This is a genomic window from Nocardioides sp. (assembly GCF_036493135.1).
Classification (GTDB): Bacteria; Actinomycetota; Actinomycetes; order Propionibacteriales; family Nocardioidaceae; genus Nocardioides.
Window position 1 is genome coordinate 1 of record NZ_DASXQG010000043.1, and the last position, 21154, is coordinate 21154.

The following is a 21154-nucleotide window of genomic DNA, read 5'->3' on the forward strand; positions in this document are numbered from 1 at the left end:
ATCCGGCCACCGAGCACACGCCTGAGGTGACCAAACTGATGGTCGCCCAGTACTTCGCGTCGGTCGAGGACGGGCTGATGCGCGCGCTGCGCGACCGGCCGACCGCGCTGGAACGCTGGCCGGCCGGCGTGCACCCGGGCATCAAGCTGGCCACCGGACGTGCTGGCGAGAAGGCCGACGCGTTCTACCAGAAGCGAGCGCCGAAGGGTGCGCCCGACTTTCTCGAGACCGCGACCGTCACGTTCCCGTCCGGGCGTACCGCGGACGAGGTCTGCCCCACCGAGATCGCGGTGCCGGTCTGGTGCGCGCACATGGGGGCGCTGACGTTCCACCCGTGGCCGGTCCGTCGTGACGACGTCGACCGCCCCGACGAGCTCCGCATCGACCTCGACCCCCAGCCCGGTACGACGTTCGCGGACGCCGTGCGGGTGGCCCTGGTCGCCCAGGAGCTGCTGGCGGAGCTCGGACTGAAGGGCTACCCGAAGACCAGCGGCAACCGCGGCATCCACGTCTACGTGCGGATCGAGCCGCGCTGGGAGTTCGTCGACGTCCGCCACGCCGCCATCGGCTTCGGCCGTGAGCTGGAGCGACGCGACGACGGTGTCACGACCGCGTGGTGGAAGGAGGAGCGCGGCGAGCGCATCTTCGTCGACTTCAACCAGAACAACCGCGACCGCACGATCGCCTCGGCGTACTCCCTCCGACCGATCCCTGGCGCCCCGGTCTCGACCCCGATGACCTGGGACGAGCTGGCCGGCGTGACCGACCCGGGGGAGTACAACCTGTTCACCGTCCCCGACCGCCTCACCGACGGCGACCCATGGGCCACCATCGACGACCATCACTACTCACTCGAGCCCCTGCTCCGGTTGTTCGAGGAGCAGGGGTCCGTCGAGCTCAACTACCCGCCGGACTACCCGAAGATGCCGGGCGAACCGCCACGGGTCCAGCCGAGCAAGAAGGTGGAGTCCCACTGGGACGAGCACGGCAACCGGATCGTCGACTAGAGCAACGGTCGGCGGGGCGCAGAGCGATCGCTCAGGCGGCGCCCCTAGGGTTCCGCCATGCGCTCGTGGAGCCCGGCGTTCACCGGCCGCCCCTCGGTGTCGGTCGCCATGGCGACGTACAACGGCGAGCGCTACCTGCCGGAGATGCTGGAGAGTCTCGCCGCGCAGACAAGACTGCCCGACGAGCTCGTGGTCCGCGACGACGGGTCGGAGGACGGCACGGTCGGGATCCTGCACGCCTTCGCACGACGGGTGCCGTTCCGGGTCGAGGTCATCGCCGGCGGCCCGCACCTGGACTACGCGCAGAACTTCGTCGCGGCCAGCAGCGCCTGCTCCGGCAACGTGATCTTCTTCGCCGACCAGGACGACGCGTGGCGCCCGCCCAAGCTGGCCACGGTGGCTCAGCACGTACGCCGCAGTGCGCCGCGCGCGTTCTTCCACGACTTCGCGCTGGTGACCGCCGACGGCACCCAGGTCGCGCCGTCCTACTACGACCTGCTCGCCGAGCGCGGCTTCCCACCGGTCGCGGCCCTGAAGGGCTGCAGCATGGCCGTCACCCGGGCCTTCGTCGACACGTGGGGCTGGCCGCCGCCCGACGCTCCGGTCTCGCACGACTTCTGGGTCGCCCTGCTGGCAACCGCGTTCGGCCAGCGACGCAACCTGGCCGAGCCGCTGATCGACCACCGGATCCACGGGGCCAACGCGTCGGGCTGGATCCCCGAGGTCGCGTCGCGGCAGTTCACAGAGCCCGGGGACGGCGCCGGGCCGGTGCGGCTGCTGATCGACCTCGTGCTCAAGCCCCCGCGGCTCAACGCGCGCACCCGCGTCTTCCTCGACGTCCTCGACGCGCGCGGCGACGCGGTCGACCCGGGCATCGCCCACCGGCTGCGGCGACTGCTCAGGGCGAACCGCAACCGCCACGACGAGTCATCCAGCTAGGGGACGTTCATCGTCGTCCGGTTCCAGGCGGCGACGCCGGGCTTGACCGGGTGGTAGAGCAGCCCCGGTTGCTCGAACGACTCCGGCTCCTCGTGGAAGTAGCGCGTGCGGACCGGCCGGAAGCCGAAGGTCAGGTCCTTCGGGCGCCCGGCGGGTGACTTGCCGACGTACACCGTCCGCTCGCGACCCGGCGGCACGAACGACCCCTCGCCGCCGAGGTCCTCCACGATCAGCCCGGCGTCCAGCGCGGCCGTCGCCAGCGTGAACTCGTAGTGCCCCTGCCACTGCTCCGTCATCGCGGCGACGTAGGCATCGAGCAGCCGGGGTGTCACTCGCATCAACGGGTTCAGGGATCGCACCCACCGCTCCTCCGGTACGGCGTCGGGTGCCTGCGCGCTGTCCCACCACGGCCATCTCGGTTGCTCGTTCTGGTACATCAGCGTCGTGGTCAGCAGGTCGGCCGGGTTGTCGGCGAACCGGCGGAAGAGGCCGCCCCACCGCCCGGCGAAGTCCACGTCGTACTCGCAGAGCCAGAGATGGTCGGGCCTGTCATCGGGCCTGTCATGGGAGCAGAGCCCGCGCAACACCGGCACCAGCAGGGTGTCGAGATAGCCGCCCTGGACCCCGCCGTGCTCGGTCATGGCGCGGTAGCGGGTCGGCAGCACGTCGGCGGGGTCGTCGTACGGGAAGGGTGCCTCCGGGCGCGGGAGCGCGTCGTGGCTCCGGACGAAGTGCCAGTCGAACAGGTCGCCGGTCTCGGCGGCCAGGCGCGCGAAGTGACGGCGGATCCGCGGCGAGTCCTGGTGGGTCAGGAAGATGCCGGCCGCCGTCACAGGCCGGTGACGCCCTCTCCCGACCCGGACTGCTCGTCGAAGTTCTCGTGCTCGAGGAGGTGGAGGACGGGGACGCCGATCTTGCGGCGGGCACGCGACGTCCAGTCGACGTGGAAGAACTCGGAGACTACGTGCGAGCCGGTCAGGATGATGGCCTCGCGACCGTCGAGCTCGGCGACCGCCGCAGACAGCGCGGCGATCGGGTCGTCGTCGACGACGGCGCCGTCGGCGGTGGCACCGGCCGCACGGAGCGCGGCGAGGGTGGCCTCGAGGTCACGGGTCGACTCGCGCTCGCTCTCCTCACGCACGGTCTCGACCGCGTCCGGGTCGAGCGGGATCCGGGGCCCGGTCAGGTTGTCGGCGCTGACCGCTCCCATCGCGGCCTCGATGCGGGCCGCGGCGTCCACGGCCGGCAGCAGCACGTGGTAGCGGACCTCGCTGTCGAGCCCCTCGTGCAGCGAGCGCACCTGGGCGGCGTCGGCGTTGGACAGCGCCTGCTCGACCAGGAGGACGACGGTGTAGGTCTCGCTCATCTCGGCTCCCGCGCTCGGTGGTCAGGTGCCGGGAAGCCTACCGACGTCACGAACCGGGCCGCGCCCCCAGCACGGAGGTGAGGTCGTAGGAAACTGGTTCGTCGAGCTGGTCGTAGCCGCAGCTCTCGGGGTCACGGTCGGTTCGCCATCGCCGGAACTGGGCGGTGTGCCGGAACCGTCGGCCCTCCATGTGGTCGTAGGCGACCTCGATCACGAGGTCGGGCCGCAACGGCGTGAAGCTGAGGTCCTTGCCCTGGCTCCAGCGGCTCTGGGTGCCCGGGACCCGGTCGGGGTTCGCGGTCAGGAACTCGGCCCAGCGGCCCCACGGGTGCTCCTCGATCGGGACGACCAGCGGCTGGAGCTGCTCGATGAGCTCGGCCCGCCGGGTCTCGGTGAAGCTGGCGCTGACGCCGATGTGTTGCAGCTCCCCACCGTCGTACAGGCCGAGGAGAAGACTGCCCAGCAGAGGTCGTTCGGGGGTGCTCGTCTTGTGCTCCCGGTAACCCGCGACGACGACGTCGGCGGTCCGCTCGTGCTTGATCTTCAACATCGAACGGGCGTTCTCGACGTACGGCGCGCCCAGCGGCTTGGCGACGACCCCGTCGAGCCCGGCCCCCTCGAACTGGTGGAACCACTCCTCTGCCTCCAGCGGGTCGGTCGTGGTCTGTGTGAGGAAGCACGGCCCGTCGAGGCTGCCGATCGCCGTCTCGAGCGCGGCGCGGCGCTCGGCGAAGGGGCGCTCGACGTACGCCGTGTCGCCCAGCGCCAGCAGGTCGAACGCCACGAAGCCGGCGGGGGTCTTCTCGGCGAGCATGTCGATGCGGCTCTTGGCGGGATGGATGCGCTCCTGGAGCGTCTCGAACTCCAGACGGTCGACGCCGTCGTCCCCACGCAACGCCACGAAGATCTCACCGTCCAGCACGATCCGGTCCGGCAGCTGCTCCTGCATGGCCGCGACGACCTCGGGGAAGTAACGGGTCAGCGGCTTGGTGTTGCGGCTGGCCAGCTCGACCTCGTCGCCGTCCTTGAAGACCAGGCAGCGGAACCCGTCCCACTTCGGCTCGAAGCTCAGCCCCACGATGTCGTTGACCGTGTGCTTCGCCGGGTCGGGGATCCCCTTGACGCTCTTGGCCAGCATCGGCCGCACCGGCGGCATCACGGGCAGGTCCATGGGACGAGACTAGGACCTCGCGTTCAGCGAGCTCCGCGCTCGTCGCGCACGCGGAGTGCCGCCTGGGTGCGATCGCGGACCTGGAGCTTGTCGAGGATCCGGGACACGTAGTTCTGCACGGTCTTCACGGTCAGGCCGAGCGCCGAGGCGATCTGCTGGTTGCTGCGCCCTTCGCCGAGCAGCCGAAGGACGTCGGACTCCCGCTCGGTGAGCCCCGCGAAGGCCGACCGGGCGCCGGAGTGGGCGCGGCCGCCGCCGGCGGTGGCCGCGAGGAGCTGGGTGGCCACGCCCGGACCGAAGACCGCACCCCCGGATGCCACCGTGGTGACGGCGGCCGCGATCTCCTCGCCGGTGGAGCCCTTGAGCACGTAGCCCCGCGCCCCGGCCCGCATGGCCGCGAGCACGGTGTCGTCGTCGTCGACCATCGTGACGACCAGCACGGCCGGCGGGTCGGGCAGCGCGCAGGTCAGCGCGGTGGCCTCGACTCCCGACATCGACGGCAGGTTGAGGTCCATCAGCACGACGTCCACACCACCTGCGGCCGCAGCCTCCACCGCCGCCGGACCGTCGGAGGCGACGCCGACCACGTCGATCTCGGGGAGCGCGGCGAGCGAGGCGGCGAGGCCATCGCGGAACACGGGATGGTCGTCGACGACGAGGACCCGGACGCTCACGACGCCGCCACCGAGGCGATCGTGGGCACCGGCAGCTCGGCCGTCACGCGGGTGCCGTCCGCGCCCGACGCCACGATCAGGTCGCCCCGCATCTCCTCGGCCCGCTCGCGCATGGTGTGCAGGCCGTTCCCGGCCTGCCGGGGCGAGTCGATCCCGAGGCCGTCGTCCTGGACAACGAGGCGGAGCAGGCCCGGACAGGTCTCGAGCGTCACCCGGCACCAGGTCGCCTGGGCATGCCGCACCACGTTGGTGACGGCCTCGGTCACGATCCGGAAGGCCGCCACCTCGGCGGCCGCGGGTAGCGCCGGCAGCGGGGCGACGAAGACGTCGACCTGGAGTCCGCTTCCGCCCGTGAGTCGCTGGACGGCCTGCTCGACGGCGCCCGACAGGCCGAGCTCGTCGAGGGCGGGGGGGCGCAGGCCCTCGACCACCCGTCGTACGTCGAGCACGGTCGCGCGGAGCTCCTCCCGCAGCGCTCGCACCAGGTCAGCGGCGTGGCTGTCGCGGTCGAGCTCGCGGCCGATCACGTCCAGCCGGAGCAGATGCCCGGCGAGGGCGGGCCCGAGGCCGTCGTGGAGGTCACGCCGGAGCCGGCGCCGTTCCTCCTCGCGGGCCAGGACGACGCGCTCGAGGGCGCGCTGCAGGTCCTGGGTCAGGCGGTGGTCGTGGAGCACCCCGCCGAGGTGCACCGCGAGATCCTCGAGCAACCGGCGGTCGACGGGCCGCAGGGGTGTGACCGGACGCTGGAAGCGCAGGATGCCGACCCGTTCGCCGTACACCAGCAGCGGGATCTCGTCCGGCTCCTGCTCCTGGTCGTCGGTCACGACGTCGCCGTCGGACCCGTTCGCGTCGGTCGCGTCGGTCGCCGAGGCCAGCACCTGGCCGTAGGCGTCCTCGATCCGCACCGCGCGCAGTCCCAGCGCGGCGAGCTCGGTGGTCGACTCCTGCAGCAGGCGGTCGACGTCGGCGGTCGCCTCGAGCCGCTGCCCGAGCCGGGCGAGCACCTCGTACGGCTCCTGCCACCGACCGAAGAGCACCCGGTCGACGCCGCGCTGCAGGACGTCGCGCAGCGGCGCGAACGAGACCGCGACCACCCCGACCGCGACCGCCGGGAGCCGGGCCGCGGTGCCGAGGTCCAGGGCACCCCCGACCCCGGCTACGACCAGGGCGTAGATGCCGGCGACCAGCGCCGACAGGAGGACCCAGACGGCGGTGCGGTTGGCCGCCGTACGCAGGTCGTAGAGGCGCCGGGCGAGCACGGCGAACCCGATGCTCACCGGCAGCGGGAGCACCAGGATCGAGAACGGGTCACCGGGCAGGCCAGGCACGAACGCGAGTGGCGCGGCCAGAATCGGTAGTGCGGCGGCGAACGCGACGATGCGGATCTGCTGACGCTCCAGCTCGCTCCCGGCGCGCCACCGCTCCCGCAGCTGCCACAGCGCGAGGGCCATCACGACCAGGGCGAGCGGGATGCTGAGGAAGAAGGTGAGTCCTTCGAAGACCCGGAGGAAGCCCGACGGAGCCAGGGGGTTCGTCCAGCCGTCGAGCTGGAGGTCGGCGTCGGGCGCGAGCAGGGTGCTGGCGGCCGCGGCGACGTCGACCACCACCAGGAGCCAGGGGAGCAGCCGCCATCTCGGAGACGCGATCCGCCCGGTGGGGAAGTAGATCGGCACGCCCAGGATCACGGTGAACCAGCCGAGGTCGCGGATCACGCCACCGATCAGGAGGACGGCCGAGATCGCGGGAACCGTGCCCGGGTGGGCCAGGCCGTGCACCCCGGCGTCGATCGCGGCGTTGCCGACCGCCCAGGCCGCACCTCCCCACAGCAGCAGCCAGCCGATCGGATGACGCGGCCGGGCGGCCACGACCACCGCGCCGGTCACGGTGAACAGGCCCACCACCGCGACGCCCAGCAACGCGTCCAGGAGGGTGCGATCGACGTCGACCGCGATCGAGACCGCCAGGCCGGCCGCGGACAGCGCGACGGCCAGCGCGATCGCTCCCCACAGGAGGATCGGCCGGGCTCGGGCGCCGTACATGGGGACAAGGGTGGGTCCGGCGCGACCGCGCGGCAAGGGGTCGATTCCCACGAGGGCCCGGGAGTTCTTCCCTGCCGTCACCTGTGCTGCTGCTCTCGTCGGTGGGAGCGGGCTCGCCGACGATGGACCCGCCGGCCACCAGGGCCGCCGAACACAAAGGAGCTCGATCATGAACCGCACGTCCGTCATCTGCACCGTGGCCGGCGTCCTGGCCGCGGGAGCCCTCGTCGCGAGTACGACGGGCGGCATCGCGTCCGCCTCGAGCGGCGGCCGGAGCCACACCCTGACCTTCACCACTCACCAGATCGCAAGCACCGGTGCGGCCAAGGACCACCACCTGCTGATCGAGACCGACCGGGCCACCCGGTCGGGCCGCACGATCGGCTACACCGCCAACACGTGCTCCTTCGACTTCGCCGCCCACCGAGCGCACTGCCTGGTCACCCTGGCCCGGCCGAGGGGCCAGATGCGGGTCTGGGCCACCGTCGACGTCGACACCGGGACCATCCTCGGCAAGGTCACCGGCGGGACGGGCATCTACGACGGCATCACCGGCACCGTCTCCGGCCACCCCGGCTCGAACCCCGACGCTTCCACGTTCACGATCCGGTGGAACGGCTGAACCCATGGGAACGGTTGGGCCCATGGGGCCGTTGAGCCGGTGACACCTGAGCTCCCCGGGTAGGAGTCGAACCTACGTCGCTAATCCTGATTCAAAGTCAGGCGGGCCCTGCCGGCAGACCAACCGGGGAATGACTAGAAAGGTTAGGGCCCGCCTGGCGGTGCAGCACGATGGCCCGGCAGACCAACCGGGGAATGACTAGAAAGGTTAGGGCCCGCCTGGCGGCGCAGCACATCGCCCGACAGACCAACCGGGGATCGGTGGCCAAGCGTAGAGCCCGGCTCGCGCGCGAGCGCGTAGGACCTGGCCGCGCTCGTGGACAGGATCGTTCGCTCGGACGATGGCCCCGTCCCCCGGGCCGGGGGATACGTTGGGTTCATGGCGAGCGACCTCACCGTGATCGTGCTGGCAGCAGGTGGAGGCACTCGCATGAGGTCGAAGACCGCCAAGGTGCTGCACGAGATCGGCGGCCGCAGCATGGTCGGCCACGTCCTCGCCGCCGTCCAGGCACTCGAACCCGGCCGCGTCGTCGCCGTGGTCGGCCACCAGCGCGACCAGGTCGGCCCGCACATCCAGTCCCTGATGCCCGCCGTGGTGCTCGCCGTCCAGGAGGACCAGAAAGGCACCGGGGACGCCGTACGCATCGCGGTCGAGGCCGCCGGTACGACGTCCGGCACGGTGCTGGTCGCGGCTGGAGACACCCCGCTGCTGCGCGGCGAGAGCCTGCGCGACTTCGCGCTCGAGCACGAGGCGGCGCAGTGCGCGGTCAGCGTGCTCAGCGGCGTCGTCGACGACCCGTTCGGCTACGGCCGGATCGTCCGCAACGACGAGGGCGACGTCGAAGCGATCATCGAGGAGAACGACGCCACCACCGACCAGCGCAGCATCCACGAGATCAGCTCGGGGATCCTCGCCTTCGACGCGGAGTTCCTCACCGAGGCGCTGCCGAAGCTCGACAACGACAACGCAAAGGGCGAGTACTACCTCACCGACACCGTCGGCCTCGCCCGCGACGCCGGCCTCACCGTGGGCGCGTTCCCGATCGACGACTGGATGCAGACCGAAGGTGCCAACGACCGCGTGCAGCTCGCCAACCTCGGCCGCGAGCTCAACCGCCGCATCGTCGAGCAGTGGATGCGCGACGGCGTCACCGTCATGGACCCCGACACCACGTGGATCGAGGCCGACGTCTCGCTCGCCCCGGACGTGATCCTGCTGCCGAACACCCAGCTCCTCGGCGCGACTGTCGTCGGTGAGGACGCCGTGATCGGTCCGGACACCTCGCTCAAGGACTGCGAGATCGGTGCGGGCGCCCGGGTGGTGCGCACGCACGGCGAGCTGGCGGTGGTCGGGAACGGAGCGAGCGTCGGTCCGTACGCCTACCTCCGGCCCGGCACCGAGCTCGGAGGCGGCGGCAAGATCGGCACGTTCGTCGAGACCAAGAACGCCCACATCGGCGCCGGGGCCAAGGTGCCCCACCTGTCGTACGTCGGCGACGCCGACATCGGCGAGGGCACCAACATCGGAGCCGGCACGATCGTCGCCAACTACGACGGGGTCAACAAGCACCACACGACTGTCGGCAAGGGCGCGAAGACCGGGGCCAACAACACGTTCGTGGCGCCGGTGACCATCGGCGACGGCGCGATGACCGGTGGCGGCACCGTCGTACGCCGTGACGTGCCGCCCGGTCATCTGGCCGTCTCCGGGGGACCGCAGCGCAACCTCGACCGCCGCGCCCCACGCGATCAGGAGGCGACCACGATGGGGGAGCCCGGGCCCGATGAGGGAGAATCCTGACCTGTGACCTTGAAGACGAAGAGGACCACCAAGAAGCACCTGATGGTCTTCTCCGGCCGGGCTCACCCCGCGCTCGCCGAAGAGGTCGTGGCCGGCCTCGGCATCGAGCTGGTGCCGACCCAGGCCTACGAGTTCGCCAACTCGGAGACCTACGTCCGCTACGAGGAGTCGGTGCGCGGCTCCGACGCCTTCGTGATCCAGAGCCACACCGCGCCCATCAACGAGTGGCTGATGGAGCACCTGATCATGGTCGACGCGCTGAAGCGGGCCAGCGCCAAGCGGATCACGGTCGTGATGCCGTTCTACGGCTACGCCCGCCAGGACAAGAAGCACCGCGGCCGCGAGCCGATCTCGGCCCGCCTGGTCGCCGACATGTTCAAGACCGCCGGCGCCGACCGGCTGATCACCGTCGACCTGCACGCCGACCAGATCCAGGGCTTCTTCGACGGACCCGTCGACCACCTGTTCGCCCAGCCGATCCTGGCGACGTACGTCAAGGAGAAGTACGGCGACCAGGACCTCGCCGTGGTCAGCCCCGACGCGGGCCGGATCAAGGTCGCCGAGCGCTGGTCGTCGCGCCTGAACGGCGCGCCACTGGCGTTCATCCACAAGACCCACCGCACCGGCCAGCCCAACGAGACCGTCGCCAACCGCGTCGTCGGTGACGTGCGCGGCCGCATCTGCGTCCTGGTCGACGACATGATCGACACCGGCGGCACGATCGTCCATGCGGCCGAGGCCCTCGCCCGCGACGGCGCCGCCGGGGTCGTGATCGCCGCCACCCACCCGATCCTGTCCGGACCTGCCGTCGACCGGCTCAAGAACAGCGCGGTGACCGAGATCGTGGTCTCCAACACGCTGCCGATCCCGGAGGAGAAGCGGTTCGACAAGCTCACTTGCCTGTCGATCGCCCCGCTGCTCTCACAGGCCATCAAGGAGGTCTTCGAGGACGGGTCGGTCACCAAGATGTTCGACGGGCAGGCCTGAGCGAGCGCTCAACCGCGGCGAACGGCGAGGCGCGCTGGTGCGCGAGCCGCCAGCCCTCACCCGGCCATCCGCACGCGCATCGTGACTCCCAGGTCGTCGAACGTGTCGTCCCACGACCGCCGCAGCACCGTGTTGTCGAGGTTCTCGGCCGCGGTGGCGAGTGCCTGCCGGTAGGACTCCAAGCGGGGCAGGGCCATCGGGAAACGCGGGGTCGCGTCGCCGACGTCGAGCGAGAACGACTGGCCGCGGGCCGCGATCCCCGGCGCCTCGTGGAGGTAGCGATCGAGGTAAGGCACGGTCAGGTCCTCCTGGCCGGGTGTCCAGAGCCCGAAGACCACGGCGCCGAAGTCGCGGTTGGAGATCCGCGGGTCGTGCAGCTTGGTCCAGGCGTCTGCCTTCGCGGCCGCGTCCGGCCGGCTCGCCCGCGCGGCCAGGGCAGACTCGCGCCCGCTCGCCGAGCGGTCGTCGGTCTCCTCGCGGTCGACCAGGTCGTCACCCGCCTCGCCGAGGATCACGAGGCGACGTACCACCATCCATCGCGTGTCGCGGTCCACGGCCAGCCCCGGCCGCGCCTCTCCAGACGCGAGCCAGCGTCGCAGCAGGTCGACGTCGTGGCTGGTCGCGGCGATCCGGCGCATCGCGGCCAACGCGCGGTCGGCGTCGCCGGCCGCCAGCACCTCCTGGGCCACGGCGCACACCGAGCGTTCGGCGGCCGCCAACGCCTCGGGCGCGGTCCACTGGGCCAGCACCTGCCGGACCAGGCGTCGCGACACGGAGTCGAAGACGACAGCGTCGGTCTCCTTCCCGAGATGCCGCTCGACCACGTCGAGGTACTCACGGACCGTCACCAGGCCGTTGCGGAGCCGGGTGGTCGCGTTGGTCCAGGTCACGGCGCGCAGCAGCGGATCGGGCACGGTGCCGAGGTCGTCGACGACGGCGCGCCAGGAGAAGTCGTCCAGCAGCACCGCGGCGTATGCCTCGTCGTGCGCGTTCGGGATCACCGGAGCGCCGGCGTACTCGGGGAGCGGGACCGGCACGTCGGCGAGGTCGACGAGCCGGCTGCCCCGGACGGTGGCCCCCTCGAGCGCCGCGACCGTGAACCGGTGCGGCCGCGACCCGTCGCGCTCCAGCACAGGTACGTCGCCGTCTCGCGTCACGCGGATCGTGTCGAACCCGGTCGTCCGAAGGTAGGCCTCGGCCCAGCCCCGTACGTCGCGGTCGGTCACCGAGTCGAGCGCCTCGAGATAGTCGGAGAGCTCGGCGTTCGCGAAGCGGTGCCGGGTCAGGTAGACGTTGGTGCCCGCGACGAACGTGTCCCAGCCCAGCCACGTGACCAGCTGGCGGAGCACCGACGCCCCCTTGGCGTAGGTGATCATGTCGAAGTTGGTGAACGCCGTGTCGACGTCGACGAGGCGCTCGGCGTCCTCGGCGATGCGGTGGGTCGACCGCCGAGCGTCCGCGGCGTACCCGGTCGGCTTCCGGTTCAGCGAGAAGTCGGGCCACGACCCGGCGACACCGGCCTCGTGCGCGACGTGGTAGCCCATGAAGTCGGCGAACGACTCGTTGAGCCAAGTGTCCTGCCACCACTTCATCGTCACCAGGTCGCCGAACCACATGTGCGCCATCTCGTGCGCGATCACGGTCGACCGGTCGACGACCTCGCCCGCGTCGGGATCGTGGCGCGGCACGTACTCGTCCCGGAACGTCACGCACCCGGCGGTCTCCAGCGCACCCCAGTTGTGGCCGGGCTGCATCACCTGGTCGTAGGAGTCGAAGGGATAAGGCTCGTCGAAGGCGTCGGTGTAGAAGTCGAAGCACGCCTCGGTGACCCGCTTCATGTCCTCGAAGTCGCGGTCGAGCTCGCCGCCCAACGACGCCCGGATGTGCCAGCCGAACGGCAGCCCGGCGTGCTCCCAGGTGCGCGAGTGCCAGGGGCCGGCACACACGACGAAGAGGTACGTCGAGATCGGCGGCGTGGTCGTGAACGACCTCACCCCACCCTCGCGCCCGAGCTCACGACCGTTGGCGACCACGGTCCACGCCGACGGCGCGTCGATCGTCAGCGAGATCGGTGCCTTGAGGTCGGGCTGGTCGAAGCACGCGAACACCTTCTGCGCGATGTCCATGCCCAGCAGCGCCGACACGTAGGTCTCGTCGTCGGCCGGGTCGGTGAACGTGTGCATGCCGTCGCCGTCGTTCACGTAGGGCACGCGTGCCTCGACGACCACCTCGTTGCGCGGCTTCAGGTCGTGCAGCGTGATCCGGCCGCTGTCGTACGCCGGGGACTCCACGGGCGTGTCGTTGACCGTCAGCCGGAGCTCCTGGGCGTCCTTGAGCTCGAGGAACGTCGTGGCCCGCGGGTCGGCGAGGGCGAACGTGACCGTCGTCCGGCACCCGAAGGTCTCGCGGGAGGTGAGGTCCAGGTCGATGCGGTAGGTGATCTCGGAGACCTGCTCGGCGCGGGTGCGGGCCTCGTCGTAGGTGAGGGACACGCCCCCAACCTAGGGGAGCCCAGGCGGGCGCTACCACGGGGATTCGCCTCCACGACCGCCGCTGTCTAGACTCCGAGAGTTGCCTCGGCGAGGGAGCCGGACCTGCACCGTGACGGTGCCGGCACGGTGTCCGTGATCGACAGGGCGGCCGCCTTCACGCCGCGCCGACCCGATCGCGCGGCGTTCCTCGTTCGTGGCCCGCAGACGCAGACGAGACCACGAGGAGTGGACGGCATGCCCGAGAAGATCACCGCAGAGATGCGCACCGAGTTCGGCAAGGGTGCGGCGCGCCGGATCCGGCGCGCGGACAAGATCCCGGCCGTGGTGTACGGCCACGGGAACGACCCGATCCACCTGACCCTGCCCGGCCACGACACGATGATGGCGCTCAAGCACGGTGGCGCGAACGCGTTGCTCGAGCTCGACATCGACGGCGACAGCCAGCTCGCCCTGACCAAGCAGGTGCAGGTCGACCCGATCCGCCGGGTGCTCGAGCACATCGACTTCGTCGCCGTACGCCGCGGTGAGAAGGTCACCGTCGACGTCCCGATCCACGTCTCCGGTGAAGCAGCCCCCGAGACCCTGGTCGTGACCGAGCAGTCGACCGTCCAGGTCGAGGCGGAGGCGACCAACATCCCCGAGCGCATCGAGGTGTCGGTCGCCGGCGCCGAGATCGGAACGCAGATCCATGCGTCCGACCTGGTGCTGCCCGAGGGCACCACCCTGCTGACCGACCCGCAGTCCCTGATCGTGAACGTCACGCAGCAGCAGACGGCCGAGCAGCTCGAGTCCGACCTGGCCGAGGCCGAGGCCGACGCCGGCATCGTCCACGAGGAGGGCGAAGAGCCCGCCGAGACCGCCGAGTTCGGGGCCGCCGAGGGCGACGCCGGCGAGGGCGAGGCTCCGGCCGAGGGCGACACCGCCGAGTGAGGCGTCTGCACCGCCCGGGTTGGCTGCGCCGCAGTCCGGCCCGGGCGCGTGCCTCCTCCGACCCTGAAGAGGTGGGTGACATGGCGAGCGAGCCCGGTGAGGTCTGGCTCGTGGTCGGCCTGGGCAACCCCGGGCCGTCGTACGCCGGTCACCGGCACAACGTCGGCTACCTCGTCGGCGCCGAGCTGGCCGAGCGGATGGGCTCGTCGTTCCGCGCCCACAAGTCCGGCCGCGCCGATGTGGTCGAGGGTCGGCTTGCGCCGCCGGGCACCGACGGCCCGCGCGTCGTGCTGGTGCGCACACGCTCGTACATGAACGAGAGCGGCGGGCCGGTCAAGCAGCTCGCGACGTTCTACAAGGTGCCGCCCGAGCGGATCGTGGCGGTCCACGACGAGCTGGACCTGCCGTTCGACACGATGCGGGTCAAGCTCGGCGGCGGCGACAACGGCCACAACGGGCTCCGCTCGCTGCGGGGGTCGCTCGGCACCGGCGACTTCTACCGGGTACGGATCGGCATCGGCCGCCCCCCGGGTCGACAGGACGTCTCGGACTTCGTGCTGTCGAACTACTCCGCCGCCGAGCGGAAGCTGGTGCCGCTCCAGGTGAGCGCCGCGGCGGACGCCGTCGAATCGCTGCTGACGGACGGTCTGGAGCGCACGCAGGCGCGCTACAACTCGTGACGGTCGGTCGTCTCGCGACCGCCAGGAATTTTGCCGTCGAACGCCGCGCTCGCTCTTCCCTGGGCCCACGATCGGCCTTCACAATGGGCACCGGTCGCGTTCGACTCGGGGGAGTCGGTCACAGGTGCGGCCAGGGCCTTCGGGCCCAAGGGGGGAATGTGTCGTGGGGCTCGGCTCCTGCTGTTCGTCGTGGGCTCATCCGGCATGCCAGCCGGGCGCGACGGCTGCATGGGTAGCTGCGGGGGCAGGACCGAGACCAGCACGTACGTCGCAGCGTCCCTCCAGCACGCGCACCCGGGTCGGGGGACCCGGTGCATCCGAGATCGGGGGGGATCTCTTGACCAGACCGAGCAGGCGCGCCGTGGTGCGCACGGGGGTATGGGCAACGCCGAAGGCGGGGCCCACGGCAGGTGACGATCATCGGGGCGCTTCGAAGGCGCCGTCGGTCGCGGACGCAGCGATCCACGCGTTCCTCGCCTCGCGAGCCGCAGTGCAAGCGGGCCGGGACGACGCCTGAGCAGGGGCCGTCGGGGCACCCGACAGGCCGTAGGGTGGCGGCCGTGACAGCCTCGGACGCCCCGGCCCATCTCGACGACCACGCGCTGGCGGCCTGGCTGGCCACCACCGCCGGTGAGCGGCTCCTGGCCGTGCGTGAGTCGGGGCCGACGGGGCGCGAGCTCAAGGACGCGGGCGACCGAGCGGCCCACGAACTGCTGATGGAGCTCCTGGCCGAGCACCGGCCGGGTGACTCCGTGCTCTCCGAGGAGGGCAAGGACGACAAGCGTCGCCTGCATGCGTCCCGGGTCTGGATCGTGGACCCGCTCGACGGCACGCGGGAGTTCTCCGAGCCTCCACGCGACGACTGGGCGGTCCATGTCGCGCTGTGGCAGGACGGCGACCTCACGGCGGGCGCGGTGGCCCAGCCCGCCCTGCACGAGACGTTCGACACGGGGCGACCACCCGTCGTACCGCCGCGAAGCAGTGCGCGCCCGCGCATCGCCGTGTCGCGCACCCGGCCACCGGCCTTCGTGGAGGCCTTGGCCGAGGAGATCGACGCCGAGCTGGTCCCGATGGGGTCGGCGGGGGTCAAGGTGATCTCGGTGGTGCGCGACGTCAGCGACGCCTACGTGCATGCGGGCGGGCAGTACGAATGGGACAACGCCGCACCCGTGGCGGTGGCTCGATCGGCGGGGCTGTTCTGCTCGCGCGTGGACGGATCGGAGCTCCGCTACAACCAGGACGACGTCTCTCTCCCCGACCTGATCGTGTGCCGTCCGGAGCTGTCCGCACAGATCCTCGACTTCGTACGCCGTCACGGCACCGCCTGAGCTCACCCACGGACTCGGTCCGCCGGTATCAGTGCCGGCGCAGATGCCTCCTCATCCCGAGGCACCAGTGCAGGAGGGCCGGGCCATGTGGGACACCGTCGTCGAGATCTCGACACATCTCACCCACGACCTGCCCTGTCCTCGATGCGGTCACGGGGGCCATCGCTTCCTGCCGTGCGACCAGTGCGCCTGCGCGGGCGCCGGAGGCACGTCGTACGAAGCCCGGCCGGAACCTGCGCAGGCCCGTTAGCGTCAGATGGGTCATGCTGACCCGTCGCCAGACCCTGCAGACGCTGGGCGCCTTGGGGGTCGCCGCCCCGGTGCTGAGCGCGTGCACCGGCACGGACTCGGTCCAGGACCATCCGGCCGCGTCCGACCTGCGCCTGGTCAAGGCGGACGTCGCGCAGAGCGCCGGCGACCCGGCCGCGGTGGCGGGGGTCGTCGGTGCGATGACCGCGCTCGCCGTCGACCTGTGGCCGGAGCTCGGGTCGTCCAGCGACAACCTTGCGATGTCGCCGTACTCGATCGCGGTGGCTTTGGCGATGACCGACAACGGCGCCCGTGGCCGGACCGCGCAGGCGATGAACAGCGTGCTGCACGTCGGGTCGCTCGCGACGTACAACGCGGGCATGGCTGCTCTGACCCAGGAGCTGGCCGGTCTGGCCGGCCCGGTCGAGGTGAACGGCACGAAGTCGGAGATCGACCTGTCACCGGCCAACCAGCTGTTCGGAGACGTGTCGATCCACTGGCAGCGAGTGTTCCTGACCGTGCTGGCCAAGCTCTACGGCGCCGGGATGCGGACCGTGGACTTCGGCGCCGCGGAGGCGGCTCGGGCCCTGGTGAACGACTGGACCGCCCAGCAGACGAATGACCGGATCCCCGAGATCCTGCCCCGGGGCAACGTCGACGCGGCGACCCGGCTGGTGCTGGTCAACGCGCTGTACTTCAAGGCGCCCTGGGACTCGCCGTTCGAGAAGGCCGCCACGTCGCCGGGTCGGTTCCACCGAGCGGACGGGTCGACGGTCCAGGCCGAGCTGATGTCCACCGACGAGGGGCCGACGTACGTCTCCGGTCGGCACTTCCACGGGGCCCGACTGCCCTACGCGGGCGGCACGATGGCGATGACCGTCGCCCTGCCTACCGGCTCCGAGACGGCCGCCCTCCGCGAGCTCCTGGGCGGAGGCCTCACCCGCGACGGCGAACCGGGGCTCCGCCTGACGATGCCGCGCTGGACCTACCGGGTGGCCACGGACCTGAAGGACCCCCTGAAGAACCTCGGGATGGCCGTCGCGTTCGGTGACGACGCGGACTTCAGGGGCATGACGACCGACACCCACCTCGCGATCACCGACGTCCTGCACCAGACGTACGTCGCGGTCGACGAGGCCGGGACCGAGGCCGCCGCCGCGACCGCGGTCGTGGTGGGGGAGACCAGCATGCCGGTGAGCCGGCACGAGCTCGTGCTCGACCGCCCGTTCCTGTACGTCGTGCACGACACCGCGCACGGGACCCCGCTGTTCGTCGGCCGGGTCGCGGACCCGTCGTGAGCACCGGGTCGGGGGCCACCGAATGGCGAACTCCCGTCCCGGCAGCCCCACCCGGAGCAGACAACCCCGGGAAGTCCCGGGCGAACCCTAGGTGCCCTAGTCCGGACGGGTGATTTCCGTCATCCGGTGGAGGGGTGTGTGTCGATCTTCTGAGGGGTCGGCGCCTATGATGTACAAGCCGGGTCCGCAAGGTTGGGGAACCTTCGCGCGAGGTGTGTCATCAGGGGGGTGACACATTCGGTCTTCGTGGCCGTCGGCTGGGGGAATGTGTCGGGGTAGAGCATGAGCGTGCTGAGCACACGCGCGGGTTTCCGCGAGGGGGACGAGGTCCTGTTGGGTGACGACCCCACGGTGGCCACCCTCTCCGCAGTCGAGCCCGTGTCGGACTACGAGAACAAGCTCCACGAGCTTCGCGCCAGCCTGGCCGGCGTGGCCGGGGCGGTCCATGCGCTGGAAGGCGACGCGTTGCCCTTCGGCAGCGAGCGGCGTCTTCGGATCGAGCGGATGCTCCACGCCGAGGTCTCCCGGCTGCAACGGCTGGTCGCACCCGTGGACTGTCAGGTGGCGGAGCCTTCCGAGGAGCTCGACCTGGACGAGGTGGTCGAGTCGGTGGTCCTCGCCCGGCGGATGGCCGGGCACGAGGTCTCTTGGACACGTACGGGTCAGCGAGTGCTGGCCCGTCGCGACGAGATCGTGGAGATCCTCAACATCCTGCTGACGAACGCGGCCCGCCATGCGTCCGGGTCCCCGACGTACATCGACGTACGCCAAGAACGAGACCAGGTGCGCGTGATCGTGAGCGACGAAGGTCCCGGTGTGCCCGCAGAGCTGCGCCCGGCGATCTTCGAACGCGGGACCAAGGGGCCCACGGGCGGCGACGGCATCGGGCTGTCGGTGGCGAAGGTGCTCGCCGGTGAGCTCGGGGGAAGCCTCGACCTCGGGGACGACGAGCCGGATCGCGGCGCCGTGTTCGAGATGAAGCTTCCGTGGGGCCGTTTCGCAGGTGGCCTCGCATGAGCGTCAAGCGCGTAGCGGTCGTCGACGACCACGTCCTGTTCGCCGAGGCGATGGTCGTCGCCCTGGTCCACCGGGGCTACGACGCCCGTTGCGTGGTTCCCGACGCGGACGCCACGACCGGTGCCTCGCTCATCTCGCAGGTGTTGGCCGGCAACCCGGACGTCGTCCTGCTCGACCTCGACCTCGGTCAGGCCGGCGATGGGCTCGACCTGATCGTCCGCCTGTCGACCCGCTCGCTCGTCGTCGTCGTGACCGGCAACTCCGATCCGGTGCGGATCGGCGCCGCTCTCGCGGCGGGGGCCGTGACCGTCCTCTCGAAATCCTTCCCGCTGGAGCAGATCCTCGACACCCTGACCCGACTGCGCGACGGGCTTCCGGCGATGGCCAAGGAGGAGCGGGAGCGCCTGCTCGCGCGCTGGCGCCATCACCGGCAGTTCGACCGCGAGGTCAAATCGCGGTTCGCCCTGCTGACGACGCGAGAGGCCGAGGTGCTTGCCGAGCTGATGGCCGGCCGGCAGGTCAGCGAGATCGCTCGCCGCAGCTTCGTCTCGGAGTCGACCGTCCGCACGCAGGTCAAGTCCGTCCTCAGCAAGCTCCAAGTCAACTCCCAGCTCACGGCGGTGGGACTCGCCTACAGAGCCCACTGGCGCGCGCCGGGTTCGGACGGCTCCGAAGACTGGATGCTCCAGGCCCCAGAGCTCCCTCGGCCACGCGCCACCGCGTAGCCGCGGCACTTGGTTCTCCCGAGGGAGAAGTGGTTCGTCGCCCGTTTCCTCCCCCAGGGCGGGTGGCGGACCCCTCCCCGAGCTGCCACGCGACCTAGCACACCGAGCTCCCGGCCGCTGGATTTCGCGAGAATTGGGTACGCCGACACCCCCGCCCATGCACAAGGATTCACGCAGGGATAGTCACCGCTCGGTGGGGGGCGTGACGGGGTCCCGGCGCAGGCGTCACGAACGCAGCGCCACACAAGCGTTCTGGGGGGGACGTCGGTATGAGCACACATGTAGAGCTTCGCCTACCCAGGGTCGAGATCGACGTCCAGGATCTCGCCCTGATCAGCGGAGCATCGACGCTCGACCTGGGCAAGAGCCATCCGGCGACGGACCTGGAGACGCGCACTCGACCGGTATGGACCGTCGGTCTGCGGCCGGCGACCGTCGAGGGTGCCCTTCCGCTGCTGACGGACGCGCTCGCTCTGGCGCTGAGCGTCGCCGTCCTCCACCCGGCCCTGAAGCCCTCGGTGGCCTGGGTCGTCGCGGCCCTGGCGAGCTTCGCCGTCCTGGGGCTGTACGGGCACCGGCTCCGGCTGTCGGCGCTGAACGACATCCCGTCGCTCGTCGTCGGGTCTGCCGTCGGTGCGGCCGCCATGGCTGTGGTCGGTTCCCCCCACCTGCACATCCGACACATGCTGATGGCCGCCATGGCCGGCACCTCGCTGGTGGTCCTGGGTCGCGTCGCCTCCTACACCATCCTGCGCAACTGGCGGTCCCGCGGACTCCTCCGCCGCAACGTCGTCCTGGTCGGTGGGGGCTCGCGGGCCGTCGAGCTCGTCGCCAGGATCGCCCAGCACCCGGAGACCGGGCTGCGCGTCCGCGGGGTTCTCGGCGCCCAGGGGCCCCGGCTTCCCGGCGCGTCCCTGTACGGCGAGGTCACCGACCTGCCGGACCTGATCGCCTCCGGCTTCGTCGACACCGTGATCGTGGGCGATGCGTCCTCCGACGACGAGCGCCGGGTCATCGACGCGCTGCGCAGCTGCGGCCGCGGTTCGACGGAGATCTTCGTGCTCCCACGCCTCGCCGAGCTCTCCACGAGGGCCGACGACGAGGTGTGGGGCGTGCCGCTCCTGAAGCTCAGGCAGCGCCGCGCGCGGGTCCGGATGGCGATCAAGCGCGCCGTCGACGTGACCTTGGCGTCGGCGGCCATGCTGGTCCTGAGCCCGCTCGTGGTCCTGGCCGCCCTGGCCGTGCGCCTGGAGATGGGGCCGGGTGTGATCTATCGGCAGGAGCGGGTCGGCCTCAACGGCCGGCGGTTCCAGCTCCTCAAGCTGCGGTCGATGCGACCGCTGCCCGACGGCAGCTCGACGGAGTGGGCGCCCAACGCCGACCGGACCGGTCGTGTGGGCACGTTGATCCGTCGTTACTCCATCGACGAGCTGCCCCAGCTGGTGAACGTGATCCGAGGCGACATGAGCCTGGTCGGACCGAGGCCGGAGCGGCCGGAGTTCGTCGACCAGTTCGGCACCGAGTTCCCGTCGTACACCCACCGGCACCGGGCCATGGTCGGCCTGACCGGACTGGCCGCGGTCGAGGGCCTGCGCGGCGACACCTCGATCGCGGATCGGGCGTACTTCGACAACTGGTACATCGAGCACTGGTCGCTGTGGCTCGACGTCAAGATCATGGTGCGCACGGCCAGCGCCCTGCTCAAGGGCACCGGAGGGTAGGCGCGCCCGCCACCACCTGCTGCTCGTCACGTCCGCGACGACCGCTCGCTGCGCCGGCCCCGCCGGGCAGCGGGCCTCGCCCTGATCGGCGGCGTTACCGACCAGGGGC

18 protein-coding genes and 1 tRNA gene are annotated in these 21154 nt (G+C 71.1%); 12 read left to right on the forward strand and 7 right to left on the reverse strand.

Features of this window, described 5'->3' with window-relative positions; all coding sequences use genetic code 11:
• Both VGJ24_RS06785 and VGJ24_RS06790 read left to right on the forward strand, forming a co-directional pair.
• On the forward strand, nt 1-1007 hold a 1007-nt coding region (locus VGJ24_RS06785; RefSeq protein WP_331499756.1), incomplete at its 5' end, for a DNA polymerase domain-containing protein.
• A 57-nt stretch (nt 1008-1064) separates the two neighbouring features.
• Nucleotides 1065-1946, forward strand: coding sequence for a glycosyltransferase (locus VGJ24_RS06790; protein WP_331499757.1), 882 nt, complete (start codon nt 1065-1067; stop codon nt 1944-1946).
• Here the strand turns inward: VGJ24_RS06790 and VGJ24_RS06795 are convergent.
• From VGJ24_RS06795 to VGJ24_RS06815, 5 genes are read right to left on the reverse strand one after another with little or no spacing between them, the layout of a single operon-like run.
• Nucleotides 1943-2779 carry a hypothetical protein gene (locus VGJ24_RS06795; RefSeq protein ID WP_331499758.1) on the reverse strand — a complete coding sequence of 279 codons (837 nt, stop codon included), beginning with the start codon at nt 2777-2779 and terminating at the stop codon, nt 1943-1945. The two genes, VGJ24_RS06790 and VGJ24_RS06795, sit on opposite strands and share 4 nt — an antisense overlap.
• Nucleotides 2776-3312: a hypothetical protein gene (locus tag VGJ24_RS06800; protein WP_331499759.1), complete on the reverse strand. Its 537-nt coding sequence runs from the start codon at nt 3310-3312 to the stop codon at nt 2776-2778. Before VGJ24_RS06800 ends, VGJ24_RS06795 begins: the two co-directional genes overlap by 4 nt.
• A 46-nt stretch (nt 3313-3358) precedes the next feature.
• Entirely contained in the window at nt 3359-4483 is a 1125-nt protein-coding gene (locus tag VGJ24_RS06805) for an ATP-dependent DNA ligase (protein WP_331499760.1), read from the reverse strand.
• A gap of 23 nt (nt 4484-4506) precedes the next feature.
• Nucleotides 4507-5157 carry a response regulator transcription factor gene (locus tag VGJ24_RS06810; RefSeq protein WP_331499761.1) on the reverse strand — a complete coding sequence of 217 codons (651 nt, stop codon included), beginning with the start codon at nt 5155-5157 and terminating at the stop codon, nt 4507-4509.
• On the reverse strand, nt 5154-7196 hold the full coding sequence (locus VGJ24_RS06815) for a sensor histidine kinase (RefSeq protein ID WP_331499762.1): 2043 nt from the start codon (nt 7194-7196) through the stop codon (nt 5154-5156). The genes VGJ24_RS06810 and VGJ24_RS06815 overlap by 4 nt, the downstream gene beginning before the upstream one ends.
• A gap of 169 nt (nt 7197-7365) precedes the next feature.
• Here VGJ24_RS06815 and VGJ24_RS06820 point away from each other — a divergent pair, with 169 nt between their 5' ends.
• The gene (locus VGJ24_RS06820) at nt 7366-7818 is read left to right on the forward strand and encodes a hypothetical protein (protein ID WP_331499763.1); all 453 of its coding nucleotides are present in this window, start codon (nt 7366-7368) and stop codon (nt 7816-7818) included.
• Nucleotides 7819-7869: 51 nt separating this feature from the next.
• On the opposite strand, the gene VGJ24_RS06825 is transcribed toward VGJ24_RS06820, so the two are convergent.
• A tRNA-Gln gene (locus tag VGJ24_RS06825) sits at nt 7870-7948 on the reverse strand.
• 248 nt (nt 7949-8196) lie between these two features.
• Between VGJ24_RS06825 and glmU the strand changes: the two genes are divergently transcribed.
• On the forward strand, nt 8197-9618 hold the full coding sequence (glmU, locus tag VGJ24_RS06830) for a bifunctional UDP-N-acetylglucosamine diphosphorylase/glucosamine-1-phosphate N-acetyltransferase GlmU (RefSeq protein ID WP_331499764.1): 1422 nt from the start codon (nt 8197-8199) through the stop codon (nt 9616-9618).
• A 3-nt stretch (nt 9619-9621) separates the two neighbouring features.
• On the forward strand, nt 9622-10605 hold the full coding sequence (locus tag VGJ24_RS06835; protein ID WP_331499765.1) for a ribose-phosphate diphosphokinase: 984 nt from the start codon (nt 9622-9624) through the stop codon (nt 10603-10605).
• Nucleotides 10606-10661: 56 nt separating this feature from the next.
• Here VGJ24_RS06835 and pepN read toward each other — a convergent pair whose 3' ends face one another.
• Nucleotides 10662-13097 carry an aminopeptidase N gene (pepN, locus tag VGJ24_RS06840; protein ID WP_331499766.1) on the reverse strand — a complete coding sequence of 812 codons (2436 nt, stop codon included), beginning with the start codon at nt 13095-13097 and terminating at the stop codon, nt 10662-10664.
• Nucleotides 13098-13331: 234 nt separating this feature from the next.
• On the opposite strand from pepN, the gene VGJ24_RS06845 reads away from it, so the two are divergent.
• From VGJ24_RS06845 to VGJ24_RS06875, 7 genes are all read left to right on the forward strand, one after another.
• Complete coding sequence (locus tag VGJ24_RS06845; RefSeq protein ID WP_331499767.1) at nt 13332-14027, forward strand: 50S ribosomal protein L25/general stress protein Ctc; 696 nt, start codon at nt 13332-13334, stop codon at nt 14025-14027.
• Between the two features lie 80 nt (nt 14028-14107).
• Nucleotides 14108-14707, forward strand: a complete 600-nt coding sequence (pth, locus tag VGJ24_RS06850; RefSeq protein ID WP_331499768.1) for an aminoacyl-tRNA hydrolase — start codon at nt 14108-14110, stop codon at nt 14705-14707.
• A 560-nt stretch (nt 14708-15267) separates the two neighbouring features.
• A complete protein-coding gene (locus tag VGJ24_RS06855) occupies nt 15268-16035 on the forward strand; it encodes a 3'(2'),5'-bisphosphate nucleotidase CysQ (protein ID WP_331499769.1) in 768 nt (255 codons plus the stop codon).
• A gap of 263 nt (nt 16036-16298) precedes the next feature.
• The gene (locus VGJ24_RS06860) at nt 16299-17582 is read left to right on the forward strand and encodes a serpin family protein (RefSeq protein WP_331499770.1); all 1284 of its coding nucleotides are present in this window, start codon (nt 16299-16301) and stop codon (nt 17580-17582) included.
• Between the two features lie 282 nt (nt 17583-17864).
• Nucleotides 17865-18599 carry a HAMP domain-containing sensor histidine kinase gene (locus tag VGJ24_RS06865; protein ID WP_331499771.1) on the forward strand — a complete coding sequence of 245 codons (735 nt, stop codon included), beginning with the start codon at nt 17865-17867 and terminating at the stop codon, nt 18597-18599.
• The gene (locus VGJ24_RS06870) at nt 18596-19324 is read left to right on the forward strand and encodes a response regulator transcription factor (protein WP_331499772.1); all 729 of its coding nucleotides are present in this window, start codon (nt 18596-18598) and stop codon (nt 19322-19324) included. Before VGJ24_RS06865 ends, VGJ24_RS06870 begins: the two co-directional genes overlap by 4 nt.
• Before the next feature lie 269 nt (nt 19325-19593).
• On the forward strand, nt 19594-21045 hold the full coding sequence (locus VGJ24_RS06875; RefSeq protein WP_331499773.1) for a sugar transferase: 1452 nt from the start codon (nt 19594-19596) through the stop codon (nt 21043-21045).
• Nucleotides 21046-21154: the final 109 nt, after the last annotated feature.